The sequence below is a fragment of the Streptomyces sp. NPDC059679 genome (genome assembly GCF_042734105.1).
Taxonomy (GTDB): domain Bacteria; phylum Actinomycetota; class Actinomycetes; order Streptomycetales; family Streptomycetaceae; genus Streptomyces.
In genome coordinates, this window is the sequence record NZ_JBHWES010000029.1 from 64962 (window position 1) to 90930 (window position 25969).

General features: G+C 69.5%; 23 protein-coding genes and 4 pseudogenes. 12 read left to right on the forward strand and 15 right to left on the reverse strand.

Features of this window, described 5'->3' with window-relative positions:
• Window positions 1–16: 16 nt before the first annotated feature.
• Window positions 17–1099, reverse strand: a complete 1083-nt coding sequence (gene arsB / locus ACFV2X_RS28365) for an ACR3 family arsenite efflux transporter (protein ID WP_385621599.1) — start codon at window positions 1097–1099, stop codon at window positions 17–19.
• The gene (locus ACFV2X_RS28370; protein ID WP_385621602.1) at window positions 1096–1410 is read right to left on the reverse strand and encodes an ArsR/SmtB family transcription factor; all 315 of its coding nucleotides are present in this window, start codon (window positions 1408–1410) and stop codon (window positions 1096–1098) included. Before ACFV2X_RS28370 ends, arsB begins: the two co-directional genes overlap by 4 nt.
• Before the next feature lie 76 nt (window positions 1411–1486).
• On the opposite strand from ACFV2X_RS28370, the gene ACFV2X_RS28375 reads away from it, so the two are divergent.
• From ACFV2X_RS28375 to ACFV2X_RS28385, 3 genes are all read left to right on the forward strand, one after another.
• Window positions 1487–2122, forward strand: a complete 636-nt coding sequence (locus tag ACFV2X_RS28375; protein ID WP_385621605.1) for a low molecular weight phosphatase family protein — start codon at window positions 1487–1489, stop codon at window positions 2120–2122.
• Between the two features lie 47 nt (window positions 2123–2169).
• A complete protein-coding gene (locus ACFV2X_RS28380) occupies window positions 2170–2589 on the forward strand; it encodes an arsenate reductase ArsC (protein ID WP_385621607.1) in 420 nt (139 codons plus the stop codon).
• An 81-nt stretch (window positions 2590–2670) separates the two neighbouring features.
• On the forward strand, window positions 2671–2982 hold the full coding sequence (locus ACFV2X_RS28385) for a hypothetical protein (protein WP_385621610.1): 312 nt from the start codon (window positions 2671–2673) through the stop codon (window positions 2980–2982).
• Between the two features lie 607 nt (window positions 2983–3589).
• Here ACFV2X_RS28385 and ACFV2X_RS28390 read toward each other — a convergent pair.
• Window positions 3590–3955, reverse strand: a pseudogene (locus tag ACFV2X_RS28390) (phosphotransferase); the annotation flags it as partial.
• 373 nt (window positions 3956–4328) lie between these two features.
• On the opposite strand from ACFV2X_RS28390, the pseudogene ACFV2X_RS28395 reads away from it, so the two are divergent.
• Window positions 4329–4935: pseudogene (locus ACFV2X_RS28395) on the forward strand (transposase).
• A 10-nt stretch (window positions 4936–4945) separates the two neighbouring features.
• On the opposite strand, the pseudogene ACFV2X_RS28400 reads toward ACFV2X_RS28395, so the two are convergent.
• The 3 genes and pseudogenes from ACFV2X_RS28400 to ACFV2X_RS28410 form a co-directional block, all read right to left on the reverse strand.
• Window positions 4946–5481, reverse strand: a pseudogene (locus ACFV2X_RS28400) (hypothetical protein).
• A 363-nt stretch (window positions 5482–5844) separates the two neighbouring features.
• Window positions 5845–6687, reverse strand: a complete 843-nt coding sequence (locus tag ACFV2X_RS28405) for a MerR family transcriptional regulator (RefSeq protein ID WP_385621613.1) — start codon at window positions 6685–6687, stop codon at window positions 5845–5847.
• A gap of 730 nt (window positions 6688–7417) precedes the next feature.
• Complete coding sequence (locus ACFV2X_RS28410; RefSeq protein ID WP_385621616.1) at window positions 7418–7594, reverse strand: hypothetical protein; 177 nt, start codon at window positions 7592–7594, stop codon at window positions 7418–7420.
• A 50-nt stretch (window positions 7595–7644) separates the two neighbouring features.
• Here ACFV2X_RS28410 and ACFV2X_RS28415 point away from each other — a divergent pair, with 50 nt between their 5' ends.
• Both ACFV2X_RS28415 and ACFV2X_RS28420 read left to right on the forward strand, forming a co-directional pair.
• Window positions 7645–7767 carry a hypothetical protein gene (locus tag ACFV2X_RS28415; RefSeq protein ID WP_385621619.1) on the forward strand — a complete coding sequence of 41 codons (123 nt, stop codon included), beginning with the start codon at window positions 7645–7647 and terminating at the stop codon, window positions 7765–7767.
• A 119-nt stretch (window positions 7768–7886) separates the two neighbouring features.
• Window positions 7887–8879, forward strand: coding sequence for an aldo/keto reductase (locus tag ACFV2X_RS28420; RefSeq protein ID WP_385621622.1), 993 nt, complete (start codon window positions 7887–7889; stop codon window positions 8877–8879).
• Window positions 8880–8944: 65 nt separating this feature from the next.
• Here ACFV2X_RS28420 and ACFV2X_RS28425 read toward each other — a convergent pair whose 3' ends face one another.
• From ACFV2X_RS28425 to ACFV2X_RS28465, 9 genes and pseudogenes are all read right to left on the reverse strand, one after another.
• Window positions 8945–9088 carry a hypothetical protein gene (locus tag ACFV2X_RS28425; RefSeq protein ID WP_385621625.1) on the reverse strand — a complete coding sequence of 48 codons (144 nt, stop codon included), beginning with the start codon at window positions 9086–9088 and terminating at the stop codon, window positions 8945–8947.
• A 12-nt stretch (window positions 9089–9100) separates the two neighbouring features.
• Window positions 9101–9532, reverse strand: coding sequence for a DUF4158 domain-containing protein (locus ACFV2X_RS28430; RefSeq protein WP_385621627.1), 432 nt, complete (start codon window positions 9530–9532; stop codon window positions 9101–9103).
• A 134-nt stretch (window positions 9533–9666) separates the two neighbouring features.
• A pseudogene (locus tag ACFV2X_RS28435) lies at window positions 9667–10455 on the reverse strand (integrase); the annotation flags it as partial.
• A 644-nt stretch (window positions 10456–11099) separates the two neighbouring features.
• Window positions 11100–12176, reverse strand: a complete 1077-nt coding sequence (locus ACFV2X_RS28440) for a lactonase family protein (protein ID WP_385621629.1) — start codon at window positions 12174–12176, stop codon at window positions 11100–11102.
• Window positions 12177–12216: 40 nt separating this feature from the next.
• Window positions 12217–13185, reverse strand: a complete 969-nt coding sequence (locus ACFV2X_RS28445) for a sugar kinase (protein WP_385621632.1) — start codon at window positions 13183–13185, stop codon at window positions 12217–12219.
• Window positions 13182–13865 carry a bifunctional 4-hydroxy-2-oxoglutarate aldolase/2-dehydro-3-deoxy-phosphogluconate aldolase gene (locus tag ACFV2X_RS28450; RefSeq protein ID WP_385621634.1) on the reverse strand — a complete coding sequence of 228 codons (684 nt, stop codon included), beginning with the start codon at window positions 13863–13865 and terminating at the stop codon, window positions 13182–13184. The genes ACFV2X_RS28445 and ACFV2X_RS28450 overlap by 4 nt, the downstream gene beginning before the upstream one ends.
• A complete protein-coding gene (locus ACFV2X_RS28455) occupies window positions 13862–14683 on the reverse strand; it encodes a carbohydrate ABC transporter permease (RefSeq protein WP_385621636.1) in 822 nt (273 codons plus the stop codon). The genes ACFV2X_RS28450 and ACFV2X_RS28455 overlap by 4 nt, the downstream gene beginning before the upstream one ends.
• Complete coding sequence (locus ACFV2X_RS28460) at window positions 14680–15729, reverse strand: carbohydrate ABC transporter permease (RefSeq protein WP_385621638.1); 1050 nt, start codon at window positions 15727–15729, stop codon at window positions 14680–14682. The genes ACFV2X_RS28455 and ACFV2X_RS28460 overlap by 4 nt, the downstream gene beginning before the upstream one ends.
• Window positions 15726–17063, reverse strand: coding sequence for an extracellular solute-binding protein (locus ACFV2X_RS28465; protein ID WP_385621640.1), 1338 nt, complete (start codon window positions 17061–17063; stop codon window positions 15726–15728). Before ACFV2X_RS28465 ends, ACFV2X_RS28460 begins: the two co-directional genes overlap by 4 nt.
• 367 nt (window positions 17064–17430) lie before the next feature.
• Here ACFV2X_RS28465 and ACFV2X_RS28470 point away from each other — a divergent pair, with 367 nt between their 5' ends.
• The 6 genes from ACFV2X_RS28470 to ACFV2X_RS28495 all read left to right on the forward strand — a co-directional run bounded on the left by ACFV2X_RS28470 (window position 17431) and on the right by ACFV2X_RS28495 (window position 25965).
• Complete coding sequence (locus ACFV2X_RS28470; RefSeq protein ID WP_385621641.1) at window positions 17431–18480, forward strand: LacI family DNA-binding transcriptional regulator; 1050 nt, start codon at window positions 17431–17433, stop codon at window positions 18478–18480.
• Window positions 18477–19241 (forward strand): SDR family NAD(P)-dependent oxidoreductase, encoded by a 765-nt coding sequence (locus ACFV2X_RS28475; RefSeq protein ID WP_385621643.1) that lies wholly within the window; start codon window positions 18477–18479, stop codon window positions 19239–19241. The genes ACFV2X_RS28470 and ACFV2X_RS28475 overlap by 4 nt, the downstream gene beginning before the upstream one ends.
• A gap of 107 nt (window positions 19242–19348) precedes the next feature.
• The gene (gene dgoD, locus ACFV2X_RS28480; RefSeq protein ID WP_385621647.1) at window positions 19349–20494 is read left to right on the forward strand and encodes a galactonate dehydratase; all 1146 of its coding nucleotides are present in this window, start codon (window positions 19349–19351) and stop codon (window positions 20492–20494) included.
• A 125-nt stretch (window positions 20495–20619) separates the two neighbouring features.
• On the forward strand, window positions 20620–22137 hold the full coding sequence (locus ACFV2X_RS28485) for an alpha-N-arabinofuranosidase (RefSeq protein ID WP_385621650.1): 1518 nt from the start codon (window positions 20620–20622) through the stop codon (window positions 22135–22137).
• A gap of 43 nt (window positions 22138–22180) precedes the next feature.
• Entirely contained in the window at window positions 22181–24628 is a 2448-nt protein-coding gene (locus ACFV2X_RS28490; protein WP_385621653.1) for an alpha-L-arabinofuranosidase C-terminal domain-containing protein, read from the forward strand.
• A complete protein-coding gene (locus tag ACFV2X_RS28495) occupies window positions 24625–25965 on the forward strand; it encodes an alpha-galactosidase (RefSeq protein ID WP_385621656.1) in 1341 nt (446 codons plus the stop codon). Before ACFV2X_RS28490 ends, ACFV2X_RS28495 begins: the two co-directional genes overlap by 4 nt.
• Window positions 25966–25969 lie beyond the last annotated feature (4 nt).

The window sequence follows — 25969 nt, forward strand, 5'->3', positions numbered from 1 at the left end:
ACATCTGTCTGCTGGGTCACCGCGCGGCCGTGAGCTTCTCGCGCCAGGCCAGGGATACGTACACCAGCGCGACCAGGACGGGAACCTCGATGAGCGGGCCGACGACCCCGGACAGTGCCTGGCCGGAGGTGACGCCGAAGGTGGCGATGGCGACCGCGATCGCCAGCTCGAAGTTGTTGCCCGCGGCGGTGAAGGCCAGGGTGGCGGTGCGGTCGTAGGCCAGGCCGATCGCCTTGCCGAGCGCGAACGTACCGAACCACATCAGCGCGAAGTAGACCAGCAGCGGCACCGCGATCCGCGCGACGTCCAGCGGCTGCGAGGTGATCGTCTTTCCCTGGAGGGCGAAGAGGATGACGATCGTGAACAGCAGCCCGTACAGGGCCCAGGGGCCGACCTTGGGCAGGAATTTCTGCTCGTACGTCTCGCGGCCGAGTTTCTTCTCACCGGTGCGGCGGGTGAGGAAGCCCGCGAGGAGCGGGATGCCGAGGAAGATGACGACGTTCAGGGCGATCTTCCACATGGAGATGTCCAGGTGTTCGCCGTCACCCAAGCCCAGCCAGCCGGGCAGCAGGTCCAGGTAGAACCAGCCGAGCAGGCCGAACGCCAGGACCTGGAACACGGAGTTCAAGGCGACGAGTACGGCGGCGGCTTCGCGGTCGCCGCACGCGAGGTCGTTCCAGATGATCACCATGGCGATACAGCGGGCGAGGCCGACGATGATCAGGCCGGTGCGGTACTCGGGCAGGTCCGACAGGAAGATCCACGCCAGGGCGAACATCACCGCGGGTCCCAGGACCCAGTTGATGACCAGCGAGGAGATCATCAGCTTCCGGTCGCCGGTGACGGCATCCAGCTTGTCATAGCGGACCTTCGCCAGGACCGGGTACATCATGATCAGCAGGCCGAGCGCGATCGGCAGCGAGATGCCACCGATCTCCACCTTGGCCAGCGTGTCATTCAGGCCGGGGATCAGTCGCCCGAGCCCGAGGCCCAGAGCCATCGCAGCAAGGATCCACACGGCGAGATAGCGGTCGAGCGTGGAGAGCTTGGCGACGACGGAGGTTTCGTCGGTGGTCGCGGCTGCTTCGGTGCGGGTCACGGGCAGGCCCTCTTGGTGTCGGCGGCCGCGGTGGCGCGGGCGGTGGCTGCCAGGTCGGCGAACTGACCTGCCAGGGTTTCGATGACGTCGGGCTTGAGCCGGTAATAGGTGAACCGGCCGCACGGCTCGGTCTCCACCACCCCGGCCTCGCGCAGCACCCTGAGGTGGTTGGACAGATTCGTCTGGCGCGCGCCGGTCTCCTCCACCAGGTGCGTGGTGCACAACGTTTCGCGGGCCAGCAGGGTCACGATCCGGAGCCTGAGCGGGTCGGCCAGCACCCGGATCAGGTCAGTGTCGACTGACGTCATCATGGGCTGATACTGTCACATCACCTGGAGCTGATACCAGTCCAGGCTGACCTATAGGGCCCCTCGGAAGGGTCTCGCCATGTCCGCCTCCCCGCCCGCCCTCCCCGACGAGCGCCTTGCCGCCGGGGCGGCCCGGCTCGCCCCCCGGCACGCCGGCCGCTTCGCAGCCGAGACCGTGCAGGGCCTGCTCGCCGACTCCTACCGGCGCCTTGCTGCGACCGCCCGAGTCCACACGCACCTCGTCGTGCTGGCCGAACGCCTGACCGCCGAGCGCCTGGATGCCCTGGCGCACGTCCAGAGCGCGCCGGGTTCCCGGCTGTCGCGCGTGCTGTTCGTCTGCAGTCACAACGCCGGACGCTCCCAGCTGGCGGCGACTCTCCTCGAGCACCGTGCCGCTGGTCGGGTGACCGTCTCCTCGGCGGGGACGCACCCGGTGGCCGAGGTCGAGCCGCATATCGCACACGTCCTCGGCGAAGCGGGCGTTGAAGTTGAAGTGGGCGGGGCCTTCCCCAAGCCGCTGACCGACGAGGTCGTCCAGGCCGCCGACATCGTGATCACCATGGGCTGCGGGGACGCCTGCCCTGTCGTGCCCGGCCGCCGCTTCCTGGACTGGCCCGTCGCCGATCCCGAAGGCGCGCCGATCGGGGAGGTGCGGGCCATCCGCGACGACATCGACGCCCGCATCACCGACCTGCTGACCTCCCTGCCCACCTGAACCGGCCCGCGCGCCCGCCGCTGATCCATTTCGCGAAGGAAGAACCCATGCCTGCCGCCCCGCTCGCCTCCGTGCTGTTCGTCTGCGTCCACAACGCAGGCCGCTCCCAGATGGCCGCCGGTTTCCTCAGCCACCTCGCGGGCGACCGGATCGAGGTCCGCTCCGCGGGCTCCCTGCCCGCCGACCAGGTCAACCCGGCCGCCGTCGAGGCGATGAACGAGGTCGGCATCGACATCGCAGCCCAGAAGCCGAAGGTCCTGACCACCGAGGCAGTGCAGGCGTCGGACTACGTGATCACCATGGGCTGCGGCGATGCCTGCCCGATCTTCCCCGGCAAGAAGTACCTCGACTGGGCTCTGGAAGACCCCGCGGGCAAGGGCGTTGATGCTGTGCGCCCGATCCGCGACGAGATCAAGACTCGCATCGAGGCCCTCATCGCCGAGGTCGACGCCAAGCAGGAGGCGTGACCCCATGCCGCAGACCGACGACGTCCGCGACGTCATCGTCATAGGCTCCGGCCCCGGGCGTTCGGGTCGGCAGGAGGCGGCGTGGCGGCATGCGACGAGGTTGCGGTGCCAACGCAGTACCGTGTCGGGGCGTACGAGCAGCCGTGGCCTGCGCAGGACGTGCAGTGGCAGCCGGTGCAGCAGCGCTGCCAGGAATGCCCGATCGCTCGGCGCGAACCGGATCTTGTCCTTGCCGAGTTGGCGTTCCAGCACGGTGATCTGATGGCGCAGGGCGAGGATCTCGGCGTCCTTGTCCCGGTCGGTCATCGGCAGCAGGCGAAGCATCGCAAACGCGTTCGTCACGCCCAGGTAAGCCCAGTCGCAGCAGCACGATCGATCATCATGACGTGCTGACGGCAAGTGTGCGAGAGCGCCGGCTCAGACGACCGCGGCCAGATTTCGGGAAACCCGATGGACCGGCCCCTGCCGGGGCGGATGAGGTTTCTGGCAAGGGCAGGGCGTGCACAGGGCCTCGATCACTGCGGGCAGCGCCGCGCCTGGCAGCCTCTCGGTGACGGCGAACTGCTGCCACAACCGGTACGTCTGGGCGTTCACCATATTTCGACCCCTCCCAGGCTGGGACACCGCGTGACTGTCCGGTCACTACATGGTTCTGAGGTGACGGTACGCGGCGACGACCACCCACGCGTTGCTGATCCCCGATGCTTCTCGATCTTGAGGCTTCTTTGCTGCCAGGGGTGCGTGGCGGCCCATGTGGCCGAAGTGCTGCTGGACTGCGCGTACCTCCCCATGCCACGTTCGAAGTTGCAGGGGGAACCGGCTACGGGGGGCTGGGAATGCTGGTGACGGAGTTCAGCACGGACGTCGTGGAAGCGCCGGAGCGGTACGCGCTGTGGGAAGAAACCGCAGCACGATCGCGCATAGCCGGCCGGATGCGCAGCAACGACCGCGATGACTTCCGCGTCAAGACGCGCAACCTGAACTTAGGGGAGCTGCAGGTAGCCAGATCGTGATGGGCGATGACGTCGCTGCCCTCGGCGGGGATCAGCACCTGCCAGTGCGCGTCGGGTGGTGGGGTGAAGTCCTGCACCGCATCGTGGAAGTCCCGGATCAGTCGTGCCACGCGAGCCAGTTGCCGAGCGGGCTCCACCAGAGAGAACCGGTCGGGCCACACCACATGTCCCGGCACAAAGGTCAGGACTTCGCGCCCCTGATCGTCAATGCCCAGAGGACGAGGCGCCGCCCGGAATCCCACCTCGTGCAGGTGCGTGAGCAAGGCGTGCACTGCGCGAGTCCACGGTCCGGTCGGACGGCGGACGGTATCTCCGACTCGAACGACACCATCGCTGACGTTGCCGCCGGACAACGGCTGTTCTTCATCATGCTGCACCGAACCAGTGTGTCTGATCAGGCCGCCATGATCACCCCGTTAAAGGGGGCGCACCAGGTAGGGGCAGAGGTTAAAGAACAAGCTGAGTGGCTGTTGTCGTTCCGATCTTGAGGGGTGCGCGTCGAACGGGAGTCTCGATCGGGTGATCGCAGCTGGCCGCGGGCATGAAGGCAGGGCCTCTTGGCAGCGGGTTGCGAAGCCAACCGAGATCCAGGAGACCCTGTTGCCGCAGTTGTACGTGCTCGCACCGGTGGAGTTCAACTCGGCTGCACTGTCGTGTGATTGTGTAGCCCACCGGTTCGGAAACGCAGCCGATCGGCCGGAACGTGTTCGGCGGTATCCGTCGGATATGACGGACGCGGAGTGGACTGTGGTCCGGCCGCTGCTGCCGGTGTCGGCCTGGCTGCGCGGCCGGGGTGGACAGCCGGAGGGGTACTGCCACCGCGCGATGCTGGACGCGATCCGCTACCTCGTAGCAAACGCTGGGCCGCGACGCGGCACCGACGGGCGGTGTGATCGACTCGCAGTCGGTCAAGGCGGACGCAGTCGTCGGATCGGACAGCCGCGGCTTCGACGGCGGCAAATTCGTCAACGGCCGCAAGCGGCACGTCGTGGTCGCCACACTGGGCCTGCTGCTGGGCGTGATGGTCACCGCCGCGGACACCGGCGACCGCACCGCCGCCCACGTGCCGCTGGGGCAGGTCGCCGGCGTGCACCACCGGCTGGAGCTGGTCTGGGCTGACGGCGGCTACACCGGCAGCCTCGTCGAGCACTGCCTGGCCGCGTTCGCGCTGGTCCTGGCGATCGTGAAACGCAGCGACGACATGCGCGGCTTCGTGGTGCTGCCCAAGCGGTGGATCGTCGAGCGGTTCTTCGCCCACCTGATGCGCACCCGCCGTCTGGTGCGCGACTTCGAACGCCGCACTACCAGCGCCGAGGCGATGGTCTACTGGTAGATGACCCTGCTCATGACGCGCCGCCTTGCCCGGCCGGGCCCTGGGCGAGGGTGAACCGGCCCGGCAGCCGCTCGGCCAGCCAGCCCCGCGCGACCAGGCGTTCCGCCTTCGACCGCAGCGCCTCCACCTTGGCCGGCACCGCATCCAGGCCGAACATCACGGCCAACTCCTGGCAGATCAGCGGCCCTTGATGGAGCTGGTGCCGGTCCGCGAGAGCGGTGAGGATGCGCTGATAGTCCACCGACAGCACCGACCAGGCCAGCTCCTCACGCCACACCGGCACCTGCGACTTCGGTTTTGCCGCCTGCCTGGGCGCCGAGCGCGTGTCCGCGTCCCGTGGCCGGGGGCGGCCTCCTCATCGGCGATGTTGCCGCCGCCCGGAGCCAGGACCGTGCCCACTCGCCTGCGGGCGATCGCCCACTCCTGCCATTCCTGCTCGGCCGCGGCCAGCTCGGCCTGGATGCGATCGGCTTCCTCACGTAACCCGTCGACTCGACGGCGAGCGGCGAGCTCCTGCTGTTCCAGCAGTCCGACGACCGACGGCATCCGCAACCTCCTCGGGAGCGACGACACAACACGCCACCACTCCCACCGAATCACCGCTGCTATGCCTGACCAGCGAAAACGCTGCCCTCAGATTCGGAACGACAACAGCCACTTATCAGCCCTGGAGGGCTCGCAACGCCTCCACGTAGATCAGGGCGATGCCAGGCTGGAGCAGTCCTCATCATTCCTGGAGGGCTCGCGACGTGATCACCCGCGTGGGCTGTCAGCGGCCGGTCCGGAATCCCCATGTACGGCCAGTTGAGCTGTCACTCTCGGTTTCGGATTGACCGGTTCCTGCTGTGGCCGGTCGCGTACGGGTGGACGCGATGGGATGCCGGCCAGGTCGGTACCGGGCACAGGCGATCAACTTTCTGCGCAGGCGTCTTGGCCGACGAGTTGTGCCACGCGCTCCATGCAGCGCATCCGGGCAGGAGAGAAGTCGTAGGGCATCTTGGTGATCGCCTCCGAGGCGCCCATCTGCGTGTCCTCCTGCTCTGCCAGGTCGGCGTCGTAGGTCTCGAAGAGCTCGTCATCGGCCGTGTCCAGCCCGGCTGCCGTGATGGCCTGTACGAGGGCCATGTGGTGGGTGTATCGCTGTACGGCGACTTCCTCGACGCGCGGGTCATCGGGGTCGACGCCGTCGTCGAGGGCGGCCTCAGCCTCGTCGAGACGGTCCTCCTCGGCCCGTAGGTCGGGATGGGTGGCCAGCACGATGTACACGCTGGCCTGTATTGCGGAGCCGAGCGGACCGAAGATCCGTTCCGTGACCAGCAGGGCCTCCATGTCGGAGGCGCGCAATGCGCCAGGGGGCAGGTGGCTGAGCCGATCCGTCACCAGCTCGGAGAGCAGGCCCTGCGGGCTGCCCACAGCCCGCAGGCGCCCGACGGCCGCGCGCTGACGTTTGATGCCGGCCTCCTGGGCAGCCAGGGATTCCTCCAGCCGGCCCAGGGTCTCCTCGATGTCCCCGGATTCGTCGAAGGCAGCTCGCATGTCGTCCAGACTGATGCCGACCTCCGCCATTCTGCGGATCCACAACAGGCGGATCATGTCGTCGTAGCCGTAGCGGCGGCGGCCGTCTCCACCGCGCTCGGGTTCCGGCAGCAGACCGATCTGGTGGTAGTGGCGGATAGCGCGTGGGGTGGTCCCGGCGAAGGCGGCAGCAGCGCCGATCTTGACCTGGCGGGGCGGTGTGACGGAGGGGTACATCGCAGACGGAGCCTTTCGTGCTGTGGTGCCTCAACGACACCACATGCCGCTACGGCAGGTGCAACAACACACCACCCGGGTTCCACCGACCGCGAGGCCCTGACCACCGCCGGAACCGATCACTGTGACGAGGCATCCCGCATCCTGGCAGACCTCTGCACCCTCATCCGCCAGCCGTTGTGTGCCACGAATCAACACGCAGAGTGACATCGGCGGCCGGATGACTCCCCACCAAGTGGCCGCCGCTGGGGAATTCCAACTGGCCGCCGACAGCTGAAGTCCCAGGGCCCCAGACGCCGAGGACGTCATGTCATCGCCGAAGGCGCGCATGCGCAGTTTCCTTTGCCGCATGAGGTAGTTGGCATGTGTGGTCGGTGTCCATGAAGAGCTGTTCGACGCTTCGGCGGACATCTGTCTTTGTGTGCGAGGGCTCATGCAGCGCGCAGTGTGATGTCGTTGCAGGACTCCAGAGGGGTCCAGCGCTGTGCTGCGCGCACGCCCATGAGGAGCCGGTCAGCAGCTGGCAGCGGCCCGAGCTCCAGGCCGGTGAGCTCGGCGACATACTGTCACCGACGAACTCCTCGCCCGCCTGTCGCCGCTCCAGTACGACCACATCAACTTCCTTGGCCGCTACGCCTTCACCCGGCCGCCGGCGCGGGGCCCGCGGGAACTGCGCGACCCCGCACAGCGACGCCTATGGCTCCGGGCCGGACCGCTTCACGTGCGAGTCTCAGCCGGTGGGCAGGATGCGCAGGCGCAGGCCGTATTGACGGGGCTCGGAGGGGATGTCCTCGCACCGGTAGCCAGCCCGGATCAAGGCGCTCTTGCAGGCGAGCATGTTGCCGCCGGAGTTCACGTGCAGCACCACTGCGTCCGCGCGGTCCGGGTCGCGGTCGACGGACAGCACCGCGTCCGGGGCGGTGGTCTGGGCACTCTTACGGCTTCGCCGCCTTCGACGTGGACTCGGGCGGCGGCGGGCCCACCACCGCGATGCACGTCACCCACTACGCGGTGTCCGGGCCCTGTGGCGACCCGCTGCCGGTGGACCGCTTCACCCTCACCCGCTCCCGCCGCGCCTGACCCGCCGGCGGGGCCGGTCCTCCGGCTTGACTTCGAGCGCGCTCCAAGTCCTAGTTTCGGAGGCGTTCATCAGTGCTCAAGGTACCGCCCGGTCCGCCGGGCAGGAGGAGTGTCCGCGCATGATCACCCGAACCACGCTCGGCTCGCCCGGTCTCTCCGTCAGCGCGATGGGCCTGGGGTGCATGGGGATGAGCGAGAGCTATGGCGCCGCCGACTGGGACGGTGGCCTGGCCACCATCGACCGGGCCCTGGAGCTGGGCATCACGTTCCTGGACACCGCCGACGCCTACGGCACCGGGCACAACGAGGTGCTGGTGGGGCGGGCCATCCACGGCCGCCGGGACCAGGCGCAGCTGGCCACCAAGTTCGGCATCGACCGCAGTGCCGGCGACCGGGCACGCCGCATCCGCGGTGCCCGGGACTACGTGCTGCGCTCCTGCGACGCCTCGCTGCTGCGGCTGGGCGTCGAGGTGATCGACCTGTACTACGCCCACCGCCCGCCCCAGGACGTGGAGATCGAGGAGACCGTCGGGGCGATGGCCGAGCTGGTCGAGGCGGGCAAGGTCCGCCATCTGGGCCTGTCCGAGGTCGACGGCGAGCTGCTGCGCCGGGCGCACGCGGTGCACCCGATCACCGCGGTGCAGAGCGAGTACTCGCTGTGGACCCGCGACGTCGAGGCGGTCACCCCGGTGATGGCCGAGCTGGGGGTCGGACTGGTGCCGTACTCGCCGCTGGGGCGGGGGTTCCTGACCGGCACCCTGGACCGCTCCACACTGGGCGAGAAGGACTTCCGGCGCACCAACCCCCGCTTCGCCGGCGAGGCGGGCGAGGCCAACGAGAAGATCGCGCAGACCGTGCGCGAGGTGGCCGACCGGCTGGGTGCCACCCCGGCCCAGGTGGCGCTGGCCTGGGTGTACGCGCAGGCCGAGCGGCTCGGGGTGGCGGTGGCGACCATTCCGGGCACCCGCAGCCCTGCCCGGCTGGAGCAGAACGCGGCCGCGCTGGAGCTCACCCTCGACGCCGAGGCGCTGGCCGCGCTGGACCCGCTGAGCGACCAGGTGATGGGCGAGCGCTACACCCCCGCGCACACCGCTGAGGTCGCTCGGGGTTAGCCGGTGGGCTCGACGCGCACGACGTCCAGCTCGACGACGTCGTTGACGTCGCGCCCACCGGTGACCTAGCCGGTCACAACCAGCCGGGGTCGGGCCGGCGGTGCCCCGTACTGCTCGACGGCCAGGATCGCACCCCGGTTGCCGGAGTCCGGGGCGATCTCGCCGTAGGAGACCAGCGCCCGGTGCCCGTCCGCGCCCACCGCGAGCACGCCGACGCTCGGCTATGTGTCGTCAAACGATGGCACTCTCAAGTGATCAAGGCACCCACGGATGATCATGTGGTCGTGGAGGCACAGGTGCGTGGCTACGGGTTTTCGCCGACTCAGCAGGACGAGATCTGGAGACGCTGGCGTGAAGGACAGTCGTTCAGTTCGATGGGGAGGGCGCTTGGGGCGCCGATGCATCACGTTCGCCGGTTTCTGGACCAGAGCGGCGGCGTCCGCCAGGCCCCGCAGCAGCGGTCGAAGCGGCATCTGACCGGCAGCGAGCTGCACCGCGAACCCCAGCTGGTGCGCCGTCGTGCGGCGCAACGCGATCAGGTCCCGGTCCACGTCGTCCAGGAAGAAGAACCGCTCCAGCTCCGGCCGCGTCGACTCCTCCACAAATCTTCCGTACGCCGCCGCTTGCTCATCAGTCAGAAATTCCACCGGCACCCGGCGGACGGTAGCCACCCATCATCCGGGCCCACCGGGCTTCCAGAGGAACCTGACCCCGCATCCCGAAGCTGTGCTAGACGACCATGATCAATCTCAGCGCCAACCACGGTTCGATTGATCCCCGGGGCCGGTATCCAGCGCTCCACGAGCGAGTTCATTCGGGGTATCCGAATGCCGGTGGTGACGATCTTGAGACGGGCATCGGTCATCAGGGCATCGAAGGCGGCTGTGAACTTGGAATCGCGATCGCGATGAGGAACTTCGCCTTGCCGTCTGGGTGGCGCCGAGGACCCGGATGCGACGGGTGGCGTGCTCGATGACGGCGAAGACGTGCAGGCGCGCCCCTGTCAGCGTGCGGACTTCGAACAGATCGCAGGCGAGAAGGGCCTTGGCCTCTGGCTGCGGAGAAAGTCGGCCCAGGTGGTGCTCTGCCGTTCGGGGGCGGGTGGGATGCCGTGCTCGCGGAGTGTCTCCCAGACCGTGGAGGCGGCGACCTTGACCCCCAGTGCGGCGAGTTCGCCGTGGATCCGGCGATATCCCCACGCGGCATTCTCCCTGGCCAGGCGCAGGACCGTGGCGCGGATCGACCGGATGGTGCGCGGGCGTCCGCGTCGCCTGGGTACGCAGGTTGCGGCATGGCGCGCCGTAGCAGCTCGCGATGCCAGCGCAACACCGTCTCGGGGCGGACCAGCAGCAGAAGGTGCCGCAGTCTGTCTTTGGGGAGGCGGTGGAGCAGGCCGGCCGGCGAGGACGGCACGGTCGCTGTCGGTGAAGCTCGGCCTGCCGACCTGACGCTGCAGGACCAGCAGCTGCTGCCGGAGTACGAGGATCTCGATGTCCTTGTCTCTGTCGCTCATCGGCAGGAGGCGCAGGAACGCAAGGGCGTTGGTCGTGGCGAGGTAGGCCAGGCGCAGGAGCACGACAGATCATGATGCCGCCGGGGCCCCGGCGGGTGAAGCGCTTGGAGCGAATGACAAGGAGAGCCGAGGATCCGTGATCAGGCTCCCGAACTGCGTGGATGATTTATCGGCACCCGCACAGTTGTGAACCAGGACCCGACGACGGGCAGCCGGACATGACCATCGGTGAACGCATCCGCATCACGCGGACCGCCCGCAGGCCGCGGTGCAGCCAGGCGAGGCTCGCTGACGAACTGTCGGTGGCCCGCTGGGGCAAGCCGGGCTACCTGGACCGGCAGCAGGGTCTACCGGTGGGAAGCCGGGAAGCGGGTGCCGACCGACTGGCTGCCGTACATCGAACAGGTATTGGGCATCGATCTTTCCGGTAGGGAAGAGACCCCGGCCGGCGATACCGTGGCCTCGGCAATTGTGCTCGGGAGGATCGACGTGGAGCGACGGCAGTTCCTGACCGCGACCGCGACCGCTGCCGTTGACCTGGCGGCCCTGGACCTGACCGACGCCGAGGCCATCACCCGGCGAGTGAAACGCTCCGGACCCGTCCATGTCGGCATGGGCGAGGCGACCGCAGTCCACTCGATGACGACCGCGCTCGGCGACGCCGCGTCCGAGCTCGGCGGCGGCCGGCCTCACGGGGACGGAATCCGTCACAGGGCGAGGGTGCACACGACCGAGGGGACGTGTGCGGCCGGGGCGGGCCGGCTGAGTGCCCCGGTGGGCAGCACGCGCAGCGCGGCGAGTGTGCCGCTGTGCTGGTTGGCCACGAGCAGATGGCCGGCGACCAGGGCAAGGCCGCGGGGCCAGATCCCGCCGCTGGGCACCTCGCCGATCGGCTGGAGGCCGGTGCCGGACACCCGGAAGGCGGCCACCGTGTCGGCGCCGCGGTTGGTCACCCAGACGAAGCGCCCACAGGGCGAGGCGACAATGCCACCGGGCTGGTTGGCGATGTCCCGGACCGTGGTGGCGGGTGTACGGGAGACCGCGGTCAGGGTGCCGGCCTCGGGGTCGTAGCGGTGGCAGGTGAGGGTCGAGGACAGCTCGTCCGCGCTCCAGGCACACGTGCCGTCGGGCGCGAACGCCAGGTGGCGCGGCCCGGATCCGGGGCGCGCCTTGTTCACCGCGGTCTGCCGCAGACGTCCCGTCCCGGTGTCGAGACGGTAGGTGAAGACGGCGTCCGCCCCCAGATCGGTGGCCAGGACGAACCGGCCGTCCGGGCTGACCACCACCTGATGGGCGTGGCTGGATTCCTGCCGCCCGCTGACCGGGCCCGCCCCTTCGTGGACAGCGACGTCGGTCAGTTCGGCTATGCGCCCGTCCGCGTCGAGCCGGTGCACCGACACGCTGCCCGGCATGGTGTCGCTGCCGTAGTTGGCCGTCAGCAGCCAGTGCCCGTCGGGGTGGACGGTGAGATGGCACGGGTTGGCGCCGCCGCTGCCGACCGGGGCCCCGAGGGGGGACAGCGCCTCGTCGTCCCGCCGCAGGACGGCGCTGACGGCGCCGGTCTCGGCCTCGTTGGTGCTGTAGACGACGTCCAGGGACGGATGTGCCGCGAGGAACGAGGCACCGCTGACAGGCACCGGGGACACCCGGCGCTCGTCCGTCAGCGAGCCGGTTCGCGGGGCGAACCGTACGGCGGCGAGCCCGGCACCGCTGCCGCCGGTGTCCGGTGTGTAGGCGCCCGTGAGGACGATGAGCTCGTCGGGGAAGGGGGTCGGTGTCGGCATGAGGGGTCCTTGAAGGGTCCTTGAGGGCCGGGGGCGTGTGTCAGCGGAGGATGTCGTCGTGGTGGTCGAGCAGGGCCAGCTCGGCGCGGCGGGGGAGACCCTCCCAGTCGCCGGTCGAGCTGACCGCGAAGGCGCCGACAAGGGCCGCCGTCCGCAGCCGCCGCTCCGGGGGCTCACCCGCGAGCAGTTCGGCCAGATATCCGGCGGCGAATGCGTCCCCCGCGCCCACCGTGTCGTGGACGCGGACGGGTACGGCGGGCTGCCGGTACGCCTTTCCGTCCAGGAGAGCGAAGGCTCCCGCGTCCCCCAGCTTGATCACGGCGCCGGCCGGCCCGAGGGCACAGACGTTCTTGGCGAGCTGCTCGGGGCCGTCACCGTCGAGTGTTCCGGGAACCATGAGCCGGGCTTCGTACGATCCCGCGAAGACGAGGTCGGCCTTGCGCAGCAGGGGCAGCAGGGTGTCCCGGGCCTTGGTCTCGTCCCACAGCAGGGAGCGGAAGTTGATGTCCAGCGAGATCGGCACTCCGGCGGCGGAGGCGATGTCGACGGCTGTGCGCACGGCCAGGGCGGGGGCGTCGCCCAGAGCCGGTGTGATCCCGGTGATGTGCAGGACCGCCGCCCCCGCCACGAGGTGTTCGGGCACGTCCTGTGGGCACAGCCGGGCTCCGGCGGTGTGGGTGCGGTAGTAGCGGGTGCGGCCGCGGTTGGCGGTTCGTTGCTCCTTCAGCAGCAGCGAGGTGGGGGCGGTGTCCCGGGTGGCGACGGCGGTGACCCCTTCCGCGCGCAGCTCGCGCAGGATCAACTCGCCGAGTTCGTCGTTGCTGACGCGGCCGATCCAGGTCGCGGATCCGCCGAGCCGGCTGACTCCGATGGCGACGTTCGACTCCGCCCCGGCGATCCCCAGGCGCATCGCCGCCCCCAGGACGAGCGGGCCGGGTCCCGGCGAGGACAGGACCGCCAGTGCTTCGCCGACCGTCACGAGATACGGCTCGGTGATGAGACCTTTCACGAGTCGGCCTCCTCTTCCGATGAGGCTTCCGGTGCGGGGGCATTGACCGCATCCAGCAGCGTGCGTGCTCTGTCGGCGAGGCGGTCCAGGGCGTCCGGGGTCGGATCGCGGTCCGCTCCGCGCAGCAGCGGGGAGCCGAGGCCCACGGCGCGGGCGCCCGCGTCCAGGAAGGCCCGCGCCTGGGCGACCCCGATTCCGCCCACGGCGACGATCGGTACCTGCGGCAGGGGCGCCCGCAGCTGTCGCAGATGGGCGGGGCCGCCGGTGGAGGCCGGGAACAGCTTGACGGCCGCCGCGCCCGCCTGCCAGGCGGTGACCATCTCGGTGGGCGTCCAGGCGCCCGGATAGCACGGAGTGCCGCCCTGCGCCGCGTCGCCGATGACGGCGGTGTCCACGTTCGGAGCCACCAGAAACTCGGCTCCGACGGACAGCGCGTCCCGGGCCTGGCCGGTGGTGACCACCGTGCCGGCGCCGACCGCGACGCCGGACCCCAGCTCATCGCGGATGCGGGCCAGGGCGTCGAGCGCGCCGGGCGTGGTGAGGGTGACCTCCAGGCAGGTGATGCCGCCCGCCGCCAGGGCCCGGGCCACCGCGGGCAGCCCGGAGCCGTCGTCGGAACGGAGGATCGCCATGACCCGGGTGCGCAGCAGTTGCGGTGTGATGTCCGGACGTCTGGTCACTTGAGGCCCGAGGTGCTGATGCCGGAGACGAATCCGCGCTGCATGATCAGGAAGAGAACGAGCACGGGTACCACGTACATCACGGCTCCCGCGGCGACGAGGTTGCTGAGCTGGGCGCCGTGTTGGTTCACGTAGCCGGTGGCGAGCTTCACCGCCAGGGTGGTGCGGTCGCTGTCCAGCAGCAGGGCGGGGGCGATGTAGTCGCCCCAGGTCCAGGAGAAGGACAGGATCATGCTGGTGGCGATGACTGGCCACGACTGCGGCAGGAAGATGCGCCAGAAGATGCGGATGTGTCCGCAGCCGTCGACGATCGCCGCCTCTTCCAGTTCCTTCGGCATGTTGGAGAAGAACTGGCGGAACAGAAAGATGAGGTATGGGGCGCCGCACAGGCCCCACAGAACCCACGGCATATAGGTGTTCAGCAGATTGAGCTTGGCGAACACCAGATAGGTGGGGATGAGGGTGATGACGGCGGGCAGCATCATCGTGGACAGCAGAAGACCGAAGATGAAGCGTTTGCCCGGTGCCTCGAGGCGGGCGAAGCCGTAGCCGGCCCAGGCCGAGGCCAGCGTCACGAGCACCGAGTAGATGACGGCGATCGTCAGCGAGTTGCGGGCGTAGGCGAGGTAGGGGATGTGGGTCAGGGCCCCGTGGAAGTTGCTGAGCGTGGGGTGGTGGGGCCACCAGTGGATGGGCAGGGCCCGCAGCTCGCCGACGTCCTTGAGCGCGGTGATGGCCAGCCAGCCGAAGGGGCTGAGGAAGAGCACGAGGAGCGCCACCAGAAGCATATAGACGGCGCTGCGCTTGGCCAGGGTCATCGCTTGCCTCCGAGCGTACGCGGCTTGGTGGTGGCCGGCTCCGGGTCCGTGGAGTAGAAGACCATGCCTTTGCTGAGTCTGAAGACGAGGAAGGTGATCGCCAGAATGCAGGCGAACAAGATCCACAGCAGGGCCGAGGCGTACCCGTACCGGCCGTTGGCGAAGTACTGGGCGAAGACGTTGATCATGTAGAAGTAGTTGCTCTCGGGCACGGAGGTGACGCCGTGCGGGGTGGGGTCGAGCGCGATCAGCAGGGGCATGAAGCTCTGCAGGGCGGCGATGATGCCGGTGACGACCTGGAAGAAGAGCACGGGGGAGAGCAGTGGCAGCGTGATGCGGGTGAAGGACTGCCAGGCGCCGGCCCCGTCCACCCGGGCCGCCTCGTGGAGCTCCTTGGGGATGTCCTGGAGCCCCGCCAGCGAAATGATCATGATGTTGCCGACGCCCCACAGGGTCAGCACGATCAGCACCCAGCGGGCGTAGGGGTCGGTCAGCCAGGTGACACCGTTCATGTTGAGCGCGTCCAGCAGGCCGTTGGCGGCTCCGGAGTCGCGGTCGAAAATGAGCTTGAAGGTGAGCGCGGCGCCGACCGGCGGCACCACCGCCGGCAGATACAGCAGGGTGCGGAACAGACCGCGGGCCCGGATCGGCTGGTTGATCAGCACGGCCAGCAGGAGGCCGGCCACGATGGTCAGCGGCACGGTGATCGCGGTGAACACCCCGGTGCGGGCCAGCGAGTCCAGGGTGTCAGGGTCGGTGAGGGCCTCCTTGTAGTTGGCCAGGCCCACGAAGTGGGTGCGCGGGGAGAGCCCGTCGGAGTCGGTGAGGCTCAGCCACAGCGCGTACCCCAGCGGGTAGGCCGTCAGTGCCAGAAAGCCCACCAGCCACGGACCGGCGAAGATGTAGAAGGCACGGGCCCGGCGGGTCCGCACCGAGCGGGGGCGGCGCGCCCGTGCCGAGCGGGAGTGGCGCGCCCGCCCCGCCGCCTGCCCGGGCGGGGGCGGCGCGAGCGGCTCGGCGGCGGTCCCGGTGACCTCGACGCTCACCCCAGGACCTTCTTCCCGTTGGCGAGCTGCTTGTTCATGTCCGCGTTGAGCTGGTCGGCCACCTTTCCCGCGGCGGTCTTGGACTTGATCGCGCCCGGCAGGACCTTGTTGATGACCGCGTCCAGGGCGGTGAGCTGGGCGTACGGGGAGAAGGTCAGGATGGACAGATACTTCAGCTCCTGCTGCTGCACTTCGTACGCCTGTTTTTGGAACGGCGTGCTCTGGGGCATCTTCGCGTGCAGTGACTTCAAGGTGGGGATGCCCCAGCCGCCGGCGGCGCGGTCCTGGGCCGGCTTGCCGGCGAAGAACCACTCGAAGAACTTCCAGGCCAGGTCCTTGTTCTTGGCGTCCTTCGGAATCCAGTAGCCGGTGGCGCCGAAGCAGGGGCTGGTGCGGTGGCTGCCGAGTTGGGGGGCGGGCGCGAACCGGGACACCGCGGCCATCTTCTTGTCACCGCCGATCGAGCCGCCGAACCAGTAGCCGTCGCCGGCCATCGCCATGCGCCCGGCCTGGTAGGTGGGCCAGTCCCAGCCGTCGGGGTTGGGGTTGGCCACGTTCGGGCCGATGTCGGCCCGGGCGTACTCCAGGTACCAGTTCAGCGCCTTGAGCGCTTCCGGTGAGGAGAGGTCCACCGAGGCCAGGTCCTCGGCGAACAGGCTGCCGCCGGCCGAGGCCGTCATGCCCATGATCGTGCAGAAGGTGCTGAGCCCCGTGGCGTTCAACCCGTACACCTTCACCTTGCCGAGTCGGCGCTTGACCAGGCGCTTGCCCATGTCCAGCCACTCCTCCTGGGACAGCGGCTCGGTCTCGCTGGGCGCGTCCAGCTTCGCCGCCTCGAGCAGGTCGGTGCGGTACCAGAACATCGAGTCCTGTGAGTAGTCCTTGGCCATGCCGTAGCGGGGGCCGGAGCCCTGCTTCTTCCCGTCGAAACACCACACGTCATTGACCGGGTCCAGGTCGGAGACCTGGAGCGCCTTGCTCTTGGCGTAGTACGGGTCCAGGTCGGTCATCATCCCGCGCGCGGCGAAGTACGGGGTGTCCGTCGCGCCGAGACCGCGCACCAGATCCGGCGGGGTCTTGCTGGCCAGCATGGCGTTGAGCTTGGTGGTGTCGAAGAGAACGATCTTGACCTTGCAGCCCAGTGCCGCTTCCGCGGCCTTGGTGTCGATCTCCTTGTCGTTACACATGATCGTGAGCGTCTTGCCATCGCCGCCGGAACCGCTGTCGTCCACGGAAGCGGCGCAGCCGGGCAGCGCGGTGGCGGCCAGCGCGGCACCGGCTGAGACGGTGAGGAAGCGGCGCCGTCCGAGGGAAGCCGTGTCGGGGAAGGACATTTTTGTCAGCCTTTCGCGTGCGGGTGGCCGAGCAGAGGAGGAGGGCAGGCGGCGATGGCCTGGAAGGACGAAACCGCTCCGGCGGGGGCGGAGGGCGCGGCGCAGGGTGCCGCCGCGAGTTGCCACCGGCCGTGAAGGGTGCGACACAGCTCCGTTCGCGAGACGAAGCGGTCGCAGAGGTGTCGGTTATAGTCCGAAACTTTCGGTTCCTTGAGCCTGTATACAGATTATGTATTTCGCCCTAGGAAACCGGTTGACTTGAGCTGCGGCGAACGTTAAATTCCGGCGTCACAGGATGTCAAGAGGTTGAACATTGTCCGATTGGTCGAACATCCAGGGGTGTTGGATCAGAGAGGGAGATCTGGAAATGCCGGACCTTTCCGTCCCCGCGCAGCCGGTCCGGGCGAAACTCGTGGACGTCGCCCAGGCGGCCGGAGTCTCCAAAGCCACCGTGTCCAAGGTGCTCAACGGCCGTGACATGTCCGTACGGGAGGAAACCCGGCAGCGCGTCCACGAGGCCGCCCGGACGCTCGGCTACCGCCCCCACTCCGGGGCCCGGGCGCTGGCCGGCGCCAGCACCCACGCCCTCGCCCTGCTGGTACCCGCACTGGCCAACCCCACCTACGTCACCATCGCGCGCGGCGCCTACCAACGGGCCCGTGAACTGGGCTACCTCTCCCTGCTCGCCGAGGACTTCGACGGGCAGGAGGCGGATGAGTCCTTCAGCGAACTGGTGCAGGAGGGCCGGGTCGACGGACTGCTCATCGCCTCGGCGCGCCCCGGCCATTCCCTGGTGGACACCGTGAGCCGCAGCTCCATCCCCCATGTGTTCCTCAACCGGTCGGTGGAGGGGTCCGGCCGCAACGTCACCATGGATGTGGCCCGCTCCAGCGTCACCGCCCTCGACCACCTCCACGGCCTCGGTCACCGGGCGATCGGACACATCGCCGGCCCGCCCGGAATCACCCCGAGTGACGCCCGCACGGAGGCGTTCTTGCGCCACGCCGGACGACTGGGCCTGCATGCCGCACCCGTCGCCTCCGGCGACTTCACCGAGGATGGCGGCGTGTCCGCCACGCTGCGACTGCTGGGCGCCGCCAAGGGCGGCCCGCCGCCCGTCACGGCCCTCTACACCAGCTCGCTCGCCCAGGCCATCGGCGCCATGGGGGCGATCCGGTCCCTGGGGCTGCGCATCCCCGAGGACGTGTCCGTGGTCGGCAACGACGACCTCCCCGTCGCCGGCCACCTCTGCCCCCCGCTGACCACCGTGGCGATGCCCCTGTACGACCTGGGGACCACGGCAGTGGACGCCCTGGTCGCCGCCATCCAGGGGACACCGATGGGAGACATCGTCGTGCCCACAGAGCCGCGTCTGGTGTCGCGCGGTTCCACGACAGCACCAGGAGCAACTCCATGACCTCCGCAGGACTGTCCCGCTTCTCCGGCCGTACGGCGCTGCTCACCGCGGCGGCCTCCGGAATCGGCGCGGCCACCGCCCATCGCCTGGCCGCCGAAGGCGCCTTTGTCCTGGTCACCGATGTCGACGGCGAGGGCGCGCGCGACGTGGCCGAGGAAATCAGGGCCAAGGGAGGGCAGGCCCAGTACCGCCGGCTCGATGTCACCTCGCCCGACGAGTGGGACGAGACCATCCAGCACGCCCGCTCCTGGACCGGTGGCCTCGACGTCCTCCATCTCAACGCCGGCCGCAACCTGTACGGTCCGGCACACGAGTTGGACGACGAATCCTGGCACCACCAGTTGCGACTGTGTCTGGATTCGGTGTTCTATGGCGTGCGGGCCGCGGTGCCACAGCTCCAAGCGGTCCGTGGCGCGGTGGTGGTCACCTCGTCCATCCACGCGGCCCTGGGCTTCAAGGGCTACCCCGCGTACGCCGCGGCCAAGGCCGGCATCGGTGGCCTGGTGCGCCAACTGGCCGTCGAATACGGCGGACAGGTGAGGTTCAACGCCGTCCTCCCCGGTTCCGTGTTCACCGCCCTGTGGGCGGACACACCCCCCGAGCAGCTCGCCGAGGCGGGCGCGCGGGCGCCGGCCGGACGGCTCGGCACGCCCGAGGACATCGCCGCGGCGGTGGCCTACTTCGCCTCCGACGACTCGTCCTTCGTCACCGGCCAGAGCCTGCTCGTGGACGGCGGCCGCAGCATCAGCGCCCAGGAGTAGCCCACCCGCGCCCCGCACCCAGCCAACTCAGCCTCTCTTCCGCGCCCACCCCGCACCGCAGCCGCCGGCCTTCGGGCCGCGCGCCACCACGACCTGGAGACCCGCACGTGAAGATCACCGGATACGAACTCTTCCTCGTCGAACCGCGCTGGCTCTTCCTGCGCATCGACACCGACGAGGGCATAGCCGGCTGGGGCGAGCCCATCGTCGAAGGCAAGGCGCGCACCGTGGCCCAGTGCGTCGAGGAGATGTTCGACTACCTCATCGGACAGGACCCCACCCGTATCGAGGAACACTGGCAGGTCCTCGCCAAGGGGGGCTTCTACCGCGGCGGCGCCGTCCTCAACAGCGCCCTGGCGGGCATCGACCAGGCGCTGTGGGACATCGCGGGCAAGGCGCTCGGTGTGCCGGTCCACCAGCTGCTCGGCGGCCATGTGCGCGACCGGGTGCGCATCTACGGCTGGGTGGGCGGGGAGACCTTGCAGGAGCTGGGCGAGTCGGCGGCCGAGCAGGTCGCCAAGGGCCTGACCGCGGTCAAGATGAACCCCTGCAGCCAGCTGGAACCGCTCGACACACCGGCCACCATCAACGCCATGGTGGACCGGGTATCCGCCGTACGAGAGGCCGTCGGGCCCGAGTGCGACGTGGCGCTGGACTTCCACGGCCGCTTCAGCGGGGCCATGTCCCGCCGTGTGCTGCCGCTTCTCGAGCCACTGCTGCCGATGTTCGTGGAGGAACCGGTCCTGCCGGAGTTCACCCAGGATCTGGGTGCCGTGGTGCGCTCCACCTCGATCCCCATCGCCACCGGCGAGCGGCTCTACTCCCGCTGGGACTTCCGCTCCGTGCTGTCCGACGGCATCGCCGTGGCCCAGCCCGACATCAGCCACGCCGGGGGCATCTCCGAGACCCGGCGGATCGCGTCCATGGCAGAGGCCCACGACGTCCTGGTCGCGCCGCACTGCCCGCTCGGCCCGATCGCGCTGGCCGCGAGTCTGCAACTCGACCTCGCCGCCCCCAACTTCCTCATTCAGGAACAGGCGCTCGGCATCGGATACGGCGACAGCAGCGGGCTGCTCGACTACCTCCTGGACCCCTCGCCCTTCACCGCCGAGGCCGGCTACATCCCCCGGCTGACCGCGCCCGGTCTCGGCATCACCATCGATGAGGACGCCGTACGAGCCGCCGCCGAACGCGGACACAGCTGGCGCAACCCCGTATGGCGCAACGCCGACGGTTCGCTGGCCGCCTGGTAGCGGTGCGACGCCCGTGGAGCGGGTGGCGGCGGCCGGCCACCGCTTCTGCCCGCTCATCTCTCTTGACACCCCCGCAACGCGATGCAAGTTTTTATCGATACAAATACTCACGCTGGAGTACCACTGTGCCGAACGCCACCGCGGTCATCAACCTCGACATCGAGGGCCCGAAGATCAACCGCCATCTCTACGGCCACTTCGCCGAACACCTCGGCCGCTGCATCTACGACGGCTTCTGGGTCGGGGAGGACTCGCAGATCCCCAACGAGGGCGGCATCCGCCTGGACATCGTGCAAGCCCTGCGCGCCCTGAATATCCCCAACCTGCGCTGGCCCGGCGGCTGTTTTGCCGACGAGTACCACTGGAAGGACGGCATCGGCCCCAGAGAGCAGCGGCCCAGGATGGTGAACACGCACTGGGGCAATGTGGAGGAGAACAACCACTTCGGGACGCACGAGTTCATGGCGCTGTGCGAGCTGCTCGGCGCCGAGCCGTACATCAGCGGCAACGTGGGCAGCGGCACCGTCCAGGAGATGAGCGAGTGGGTGGAGTATCTGACCCGGGACGGCGACAGCCCCATGGTGCGGCTGCGCAAGGCCAATGGCCGCGATGAGCCCTGGCGGGTGAAGTTCTGGGGCATCGGCAACGAGACCTGGGGCTGTGGCGGCAACATGCGCGCCGAGTACTTCGCCGACCTGGCCCGTCAGTACTCCACGTACTGCCGCGACCACGGCGACAACAAGCTCCACCGCATCGCCTCCGGCGCGAACGCGGACGACTACAAGTGGACCGAGACGCTGATGCAGCAGATCAGCTGCTTCGGCTGCGAGGCCACCCCGCGCAACTTCTTCCAGGGGCTCTCCGTCCACTACTACACGATGGCCGGCTCCTGGGACGCGAAGGGCAGCGCCACCGTCTTCGAGGCGGACGACTACTACCGGACGATGCTCTCCGCCCGGAAGATCGACCGCATCCTCACCGGCCACTCCACGGTCATGGACATCTACGACCCCGGCCGCACGGTCGGCCTGGTCCTGGACGAGTGGGGCACCTGGTGGGACGTCGAGCCGGGAACCAACCCCGGCTTCCTGTACCAGCAGAACACCCTGCGCGACGCGCTCGTGGCCAGCACCCACTTCGACATCTTCCACAAACACGCCGCACGCCTGCACATGGCCAACATCGCCCAGACCGTCAACGTCCTCCAGGCCATGGTGCTCACCGACGGCGACACACTGGTCCTGACCCCGACCTACCACGTGTTCGAGATGAACAAGGACCACCAGGACGCCACCTCACTCGCCGTCCACCTGCGCACCGACAACGCCCGCCGCCAGGTGGGGAACACCGAACTGGACACCCTGTCCGCCTCCGCCAGCGTCAAGGACGGCACCGTCCTGATCTCACTGTCCAACCTGGACGCCGAAGAACCCGCCGAGGTGACACTCGACCTGCGCGGCCACGCCATCGGCGAACCGACCGCCCGCCTCCTGACCGCTGACCGACTCCAGGCCCACAACACCCCGGGCACCCCCACCGCCGTCGCTCCGCGCCCGTTCGACGCGGTGACCCCCACCGACCAGGGCCTGGCCCTGACACTGCCGCCCCACTCGTTCCTCACTCTCCGGGCCCCACTGGCCTGACCGGCGCACCACCGCCCCTTCCCGGCCCAAGGAGTAGACGACGATGACTGAACCCACCGGACCCGCCGAGACGGTCGTCGAGGTGGACACGGACGCACCGGGCACCGCCATCTCGCCCGATCTGTTCGGGGTGTTCTTCGAGGACCTCAACTACGCGGCGGACGGCGGTCTCCATGCCGAGCTGGTGCAGAACCGGTCCTTTGAGTACAGCCCCGCCGACCGGCCCGAATGGCACGCCCTGACCGCCTGGGACCTGCTGGAGCGGGACGGGGCCGCCGGGTCGGTGACGGTGTCCACCGACGCGCCACTCCACCCGGCCAACCCGCAGCATGCGGTGGTGCGCACCACCGCCGCCGGTGCGGCGGGCCTCGGGGCGGGGCTGCGCAATGAGGGTTTCGACGGCATCGCCGTCCGGGCGGGCGAACGCTATGACATCAGCCTCTTCGCCCGCCTGGCGGACGGCGCCGCGGACCGTCTGGTGGCGCGGATCGAGAGCCGGGACGGCAGCCGGGTCCACGGTCAGGTGGAGCTGGGACCCGTACACGGCTCCTGGCAGCAGCACACCGCGGTCATCACGTGTGAGGCGACCGACCCCGACGCCAGGTTCACCCTCACGGCGACCGGGACCGGCACCGTACACCTGGACCTGGTCTCGCTCTTTCCGCAGGCCACCTTCCGCAACCGGCCCGGCGGCCTGCGCGCCGACCTGGCCCAGGCGATCGCGGACCTGAAGCCGAAGTTCATGCGTTTCCCCGGCGGCTGCCTCGCGCACGGGCTGGGGCTCGGCAACATGTACCGCTGGCCCGAGACCATCGGGCCGCTGCAGGCCCGCCGACAGCTGCCCAACCTATGGGGCTACCACCAGTCGATGGGCCTGGGCTACTACGAGTACTTCGAGTTCTGCGAGGACATCGGCGCCAAGCCGCTGCCCGTCGTCCCGGCGGGGGTCTGCTGCCAGAACACGCGCGTGACCGGCCAGGTCGGCATCCCCGAGGAGGAGATGCCCGCCTACATCGCCGAGGTGCTGGCCCTGGTGGAGTGGGCCAACGGCCCCGCCGACTCCCCGTGGGGCGCGCTGCGGGCCGCCGCCGGGCACCCCGAGCCCTTCGGCCTGGAATACCTCGGGGTCGGCAACGAGGACACCATCACCGACACCTTCCGCGACCGCTTCTCCCGCATCCACGACGCCCTGAGCGAACACCACCCCGAGATCACGGTCGTCGGCACCGTGGGCCCTTCGCCCTGCGGCGAGGACTGGGAAAAGGGCTGGGAGTTCGCGCGCGAGCGGAGCGTCCCGGTACTCGACGAGCATGAGTACAAAAGCCCGCGCTGGTTCCTGGAGAACACCCGCCGCTTCGACACGATGGACCGCCAGGGGCCGCACCTGTACATCGGCGAGTACGGGAGCTGGGGCAACGACGGCCGCAGCGCGGTCGCGGAGGCGTCCTACATGATCGCCATGGAGCGCAACGGCGACGTCGTCCGGCTCGCCTCCTACGCCCCGCTGCTCGCCAAGCGCGGCCACACCCAGTGGGCGCCCGATCTGATCTACTTCGACAACACCCACGTCTGGCCCACCCTCAACTACCACGTCCAGCGGATGCACTCGGTGAACTCCGGGGACACCGCCCTACCGGTCACCGTCCTCGGAGCACCCCAGGCGCCACCCGTCCCGGACGCCGCCCGGCACGGTGTCCACATCGGGACCAGCGCTGACACCCGCGCGGAGTTCACCGATGCCCGTATCGGCCCCCTGGGCGCCGAATCCGCGCCGGCCCCGGACTTCGCGGGCTGGGACACCGAGTCCGGCAGCTGGCAGCCGGACGGTGCGGGCGGCATCCGGCAGACGGCGAACGGCAGCGGCGCCAGGCTGCTGCTGGCGGACGCGGTGGACACGGCGGACGGCACGTCGTACGCCTTCTCGGTGCGGGCCAGGAAGACCGGCGGTGGCGAAGGCTTCGTCATCGGCTTCGCCGTGACCTCGTCCGGCGACTGGTACCAGTGGTCGGTCGGCGGCTGGCAGAACCGCTGTACGCGCCTCCAGCGCGTGGACGACGGCGTGGGGCACGACCTCAACGACCCCGTGGCCCACCCGATCGAGACCGGCCGCTGGTACGACCTGCGGGTCGAGGTGGACGGCCGGCGTATCCGCTGCTACCGCGACGGCGAACTCGTCCACGACATCGAGGACGTCCGGCCGGACCCGGAGGTCTTCGCCGTCTCGGCCGTCCGCGACAGCGCCGCCGGCGATGTGATCATCAAGGTCGCCAACGCCACGCCCGAGCCCGTCACGGTCCGTTTCCGACTGGCCGGCGCGGACGCCGCCGCCGGATTCGCGCGGACCGCCCTCGCACTCCCCCCGGATGCCACCAGCCGGTTCGAGCCCGCCCCGGCCACCCCCGTCGAGGACCTGCTGACCGGGCCGGTCTGCGACATCCCGCCCCACTCCTTCACCGTTGTGCGCACTCGACCAGGAGGCGAGCAGCCATGACCAGATCCGCACGCCCGGTCCCCGAGCGACACCTGCGTCCTCCGATGGGCTGGAACAGCTGGGACTGCTACGGCACCACGGTCACCGAGGAGGAAGTCCTCGCGAACGCGGCCTTCATGCGCGAACACCTGCTGCCCCACGGCTGGGACACCGTCGTCGTGGACATCCAGTGGTACGAGCCCACTGCCCGCGCCCACGGCTACAACCCGGACGCCCCCCTGGTCCTCGACGGCCACGGCCGCCAGATGCCCGCGCCGAACCGGTTCCCCTCGGCGGCGGGCGGCGCGGGATTCGGGCCGCTGGCCGACCGGGTGCACCGGCTCGGACTCCGTTTCGGACTGCACATCATGCGCGGCATCCCGCGCCGCGCCGTCGCCGCCCGCCTGCCCGTCGCCGGCACCGGCTGGACCGCCGACGAGATCGCCGACACCGGCTCCGTCTGCCCCTGGAACCCCGACAACTACGGCCTGAACCACGACCACCCCGGTGCCCAGGCGTACTACGATGCTCAGGTCGCCCAATTCGCCGCGTGGGGTGTCGACTTCATCAAGGCCGACGACATGCTCTTCCCCTACCACGAGCGGGAGATCAGCGCCTACGCCCAGGCCATCGCCCGCAGTGGCCGCCCCATCGAGCTGAGTCTGTCCCCCGGCACCGATGTCTCCCTCGCCCGCCTCGACCACCTGCGGGACACCGCCACCATGTGGCGGGTCTGCGACGACCTGTGGGACCGGTGGGAGGACGTCGAAGCCCAGTTCGCGCGCATGGCCCGGTGGGCTCCGTGGCAGAGCACAGCGTCGGCATGCGGCTCCGCCGCGGGCGGCTGGGCGGACGCCGACATGCTGCCCCTCGGCCGCATCGGCATCCGGGCCGAGCGGGGTGAGGACCGGCTCTGCTCTCTCACCCGCCCCGAGCAGATCAGCCTGCTGACTCTGTGGCTGATCTCCCGCTCCCCGCTGATGATGGGCGGCGACCTGCCCACCAGCCCGCCGGAGACGATCGAGCTGCTCACCAACGACGAAGCGCTCGACGTCCTGTGGCACAGCGGGAACAACCGGGAAGTCCTCCGCGAGAAGAACCTCGTTCTGTGGACCGCCGACGACACCGACGGGCGCATCCGCTACGCCGCCGTGTTCTCCCTGGCCGACGGCCCCGAGCGGGTCAGGGTGGAGCTCGGCGCCCTCGGCGCCCGGCCCGACGACCACATCCGGGAGCTGTGGACCCACACCGACACCCCGCACGACGGCCACCACCTGACCGCCGACCTTCCCGCCCACGGCTCGGCCCTCTACCGCCTCACACCACCCGACACCGGGGGAGGCCTGGCTGAGGTGTAATGGT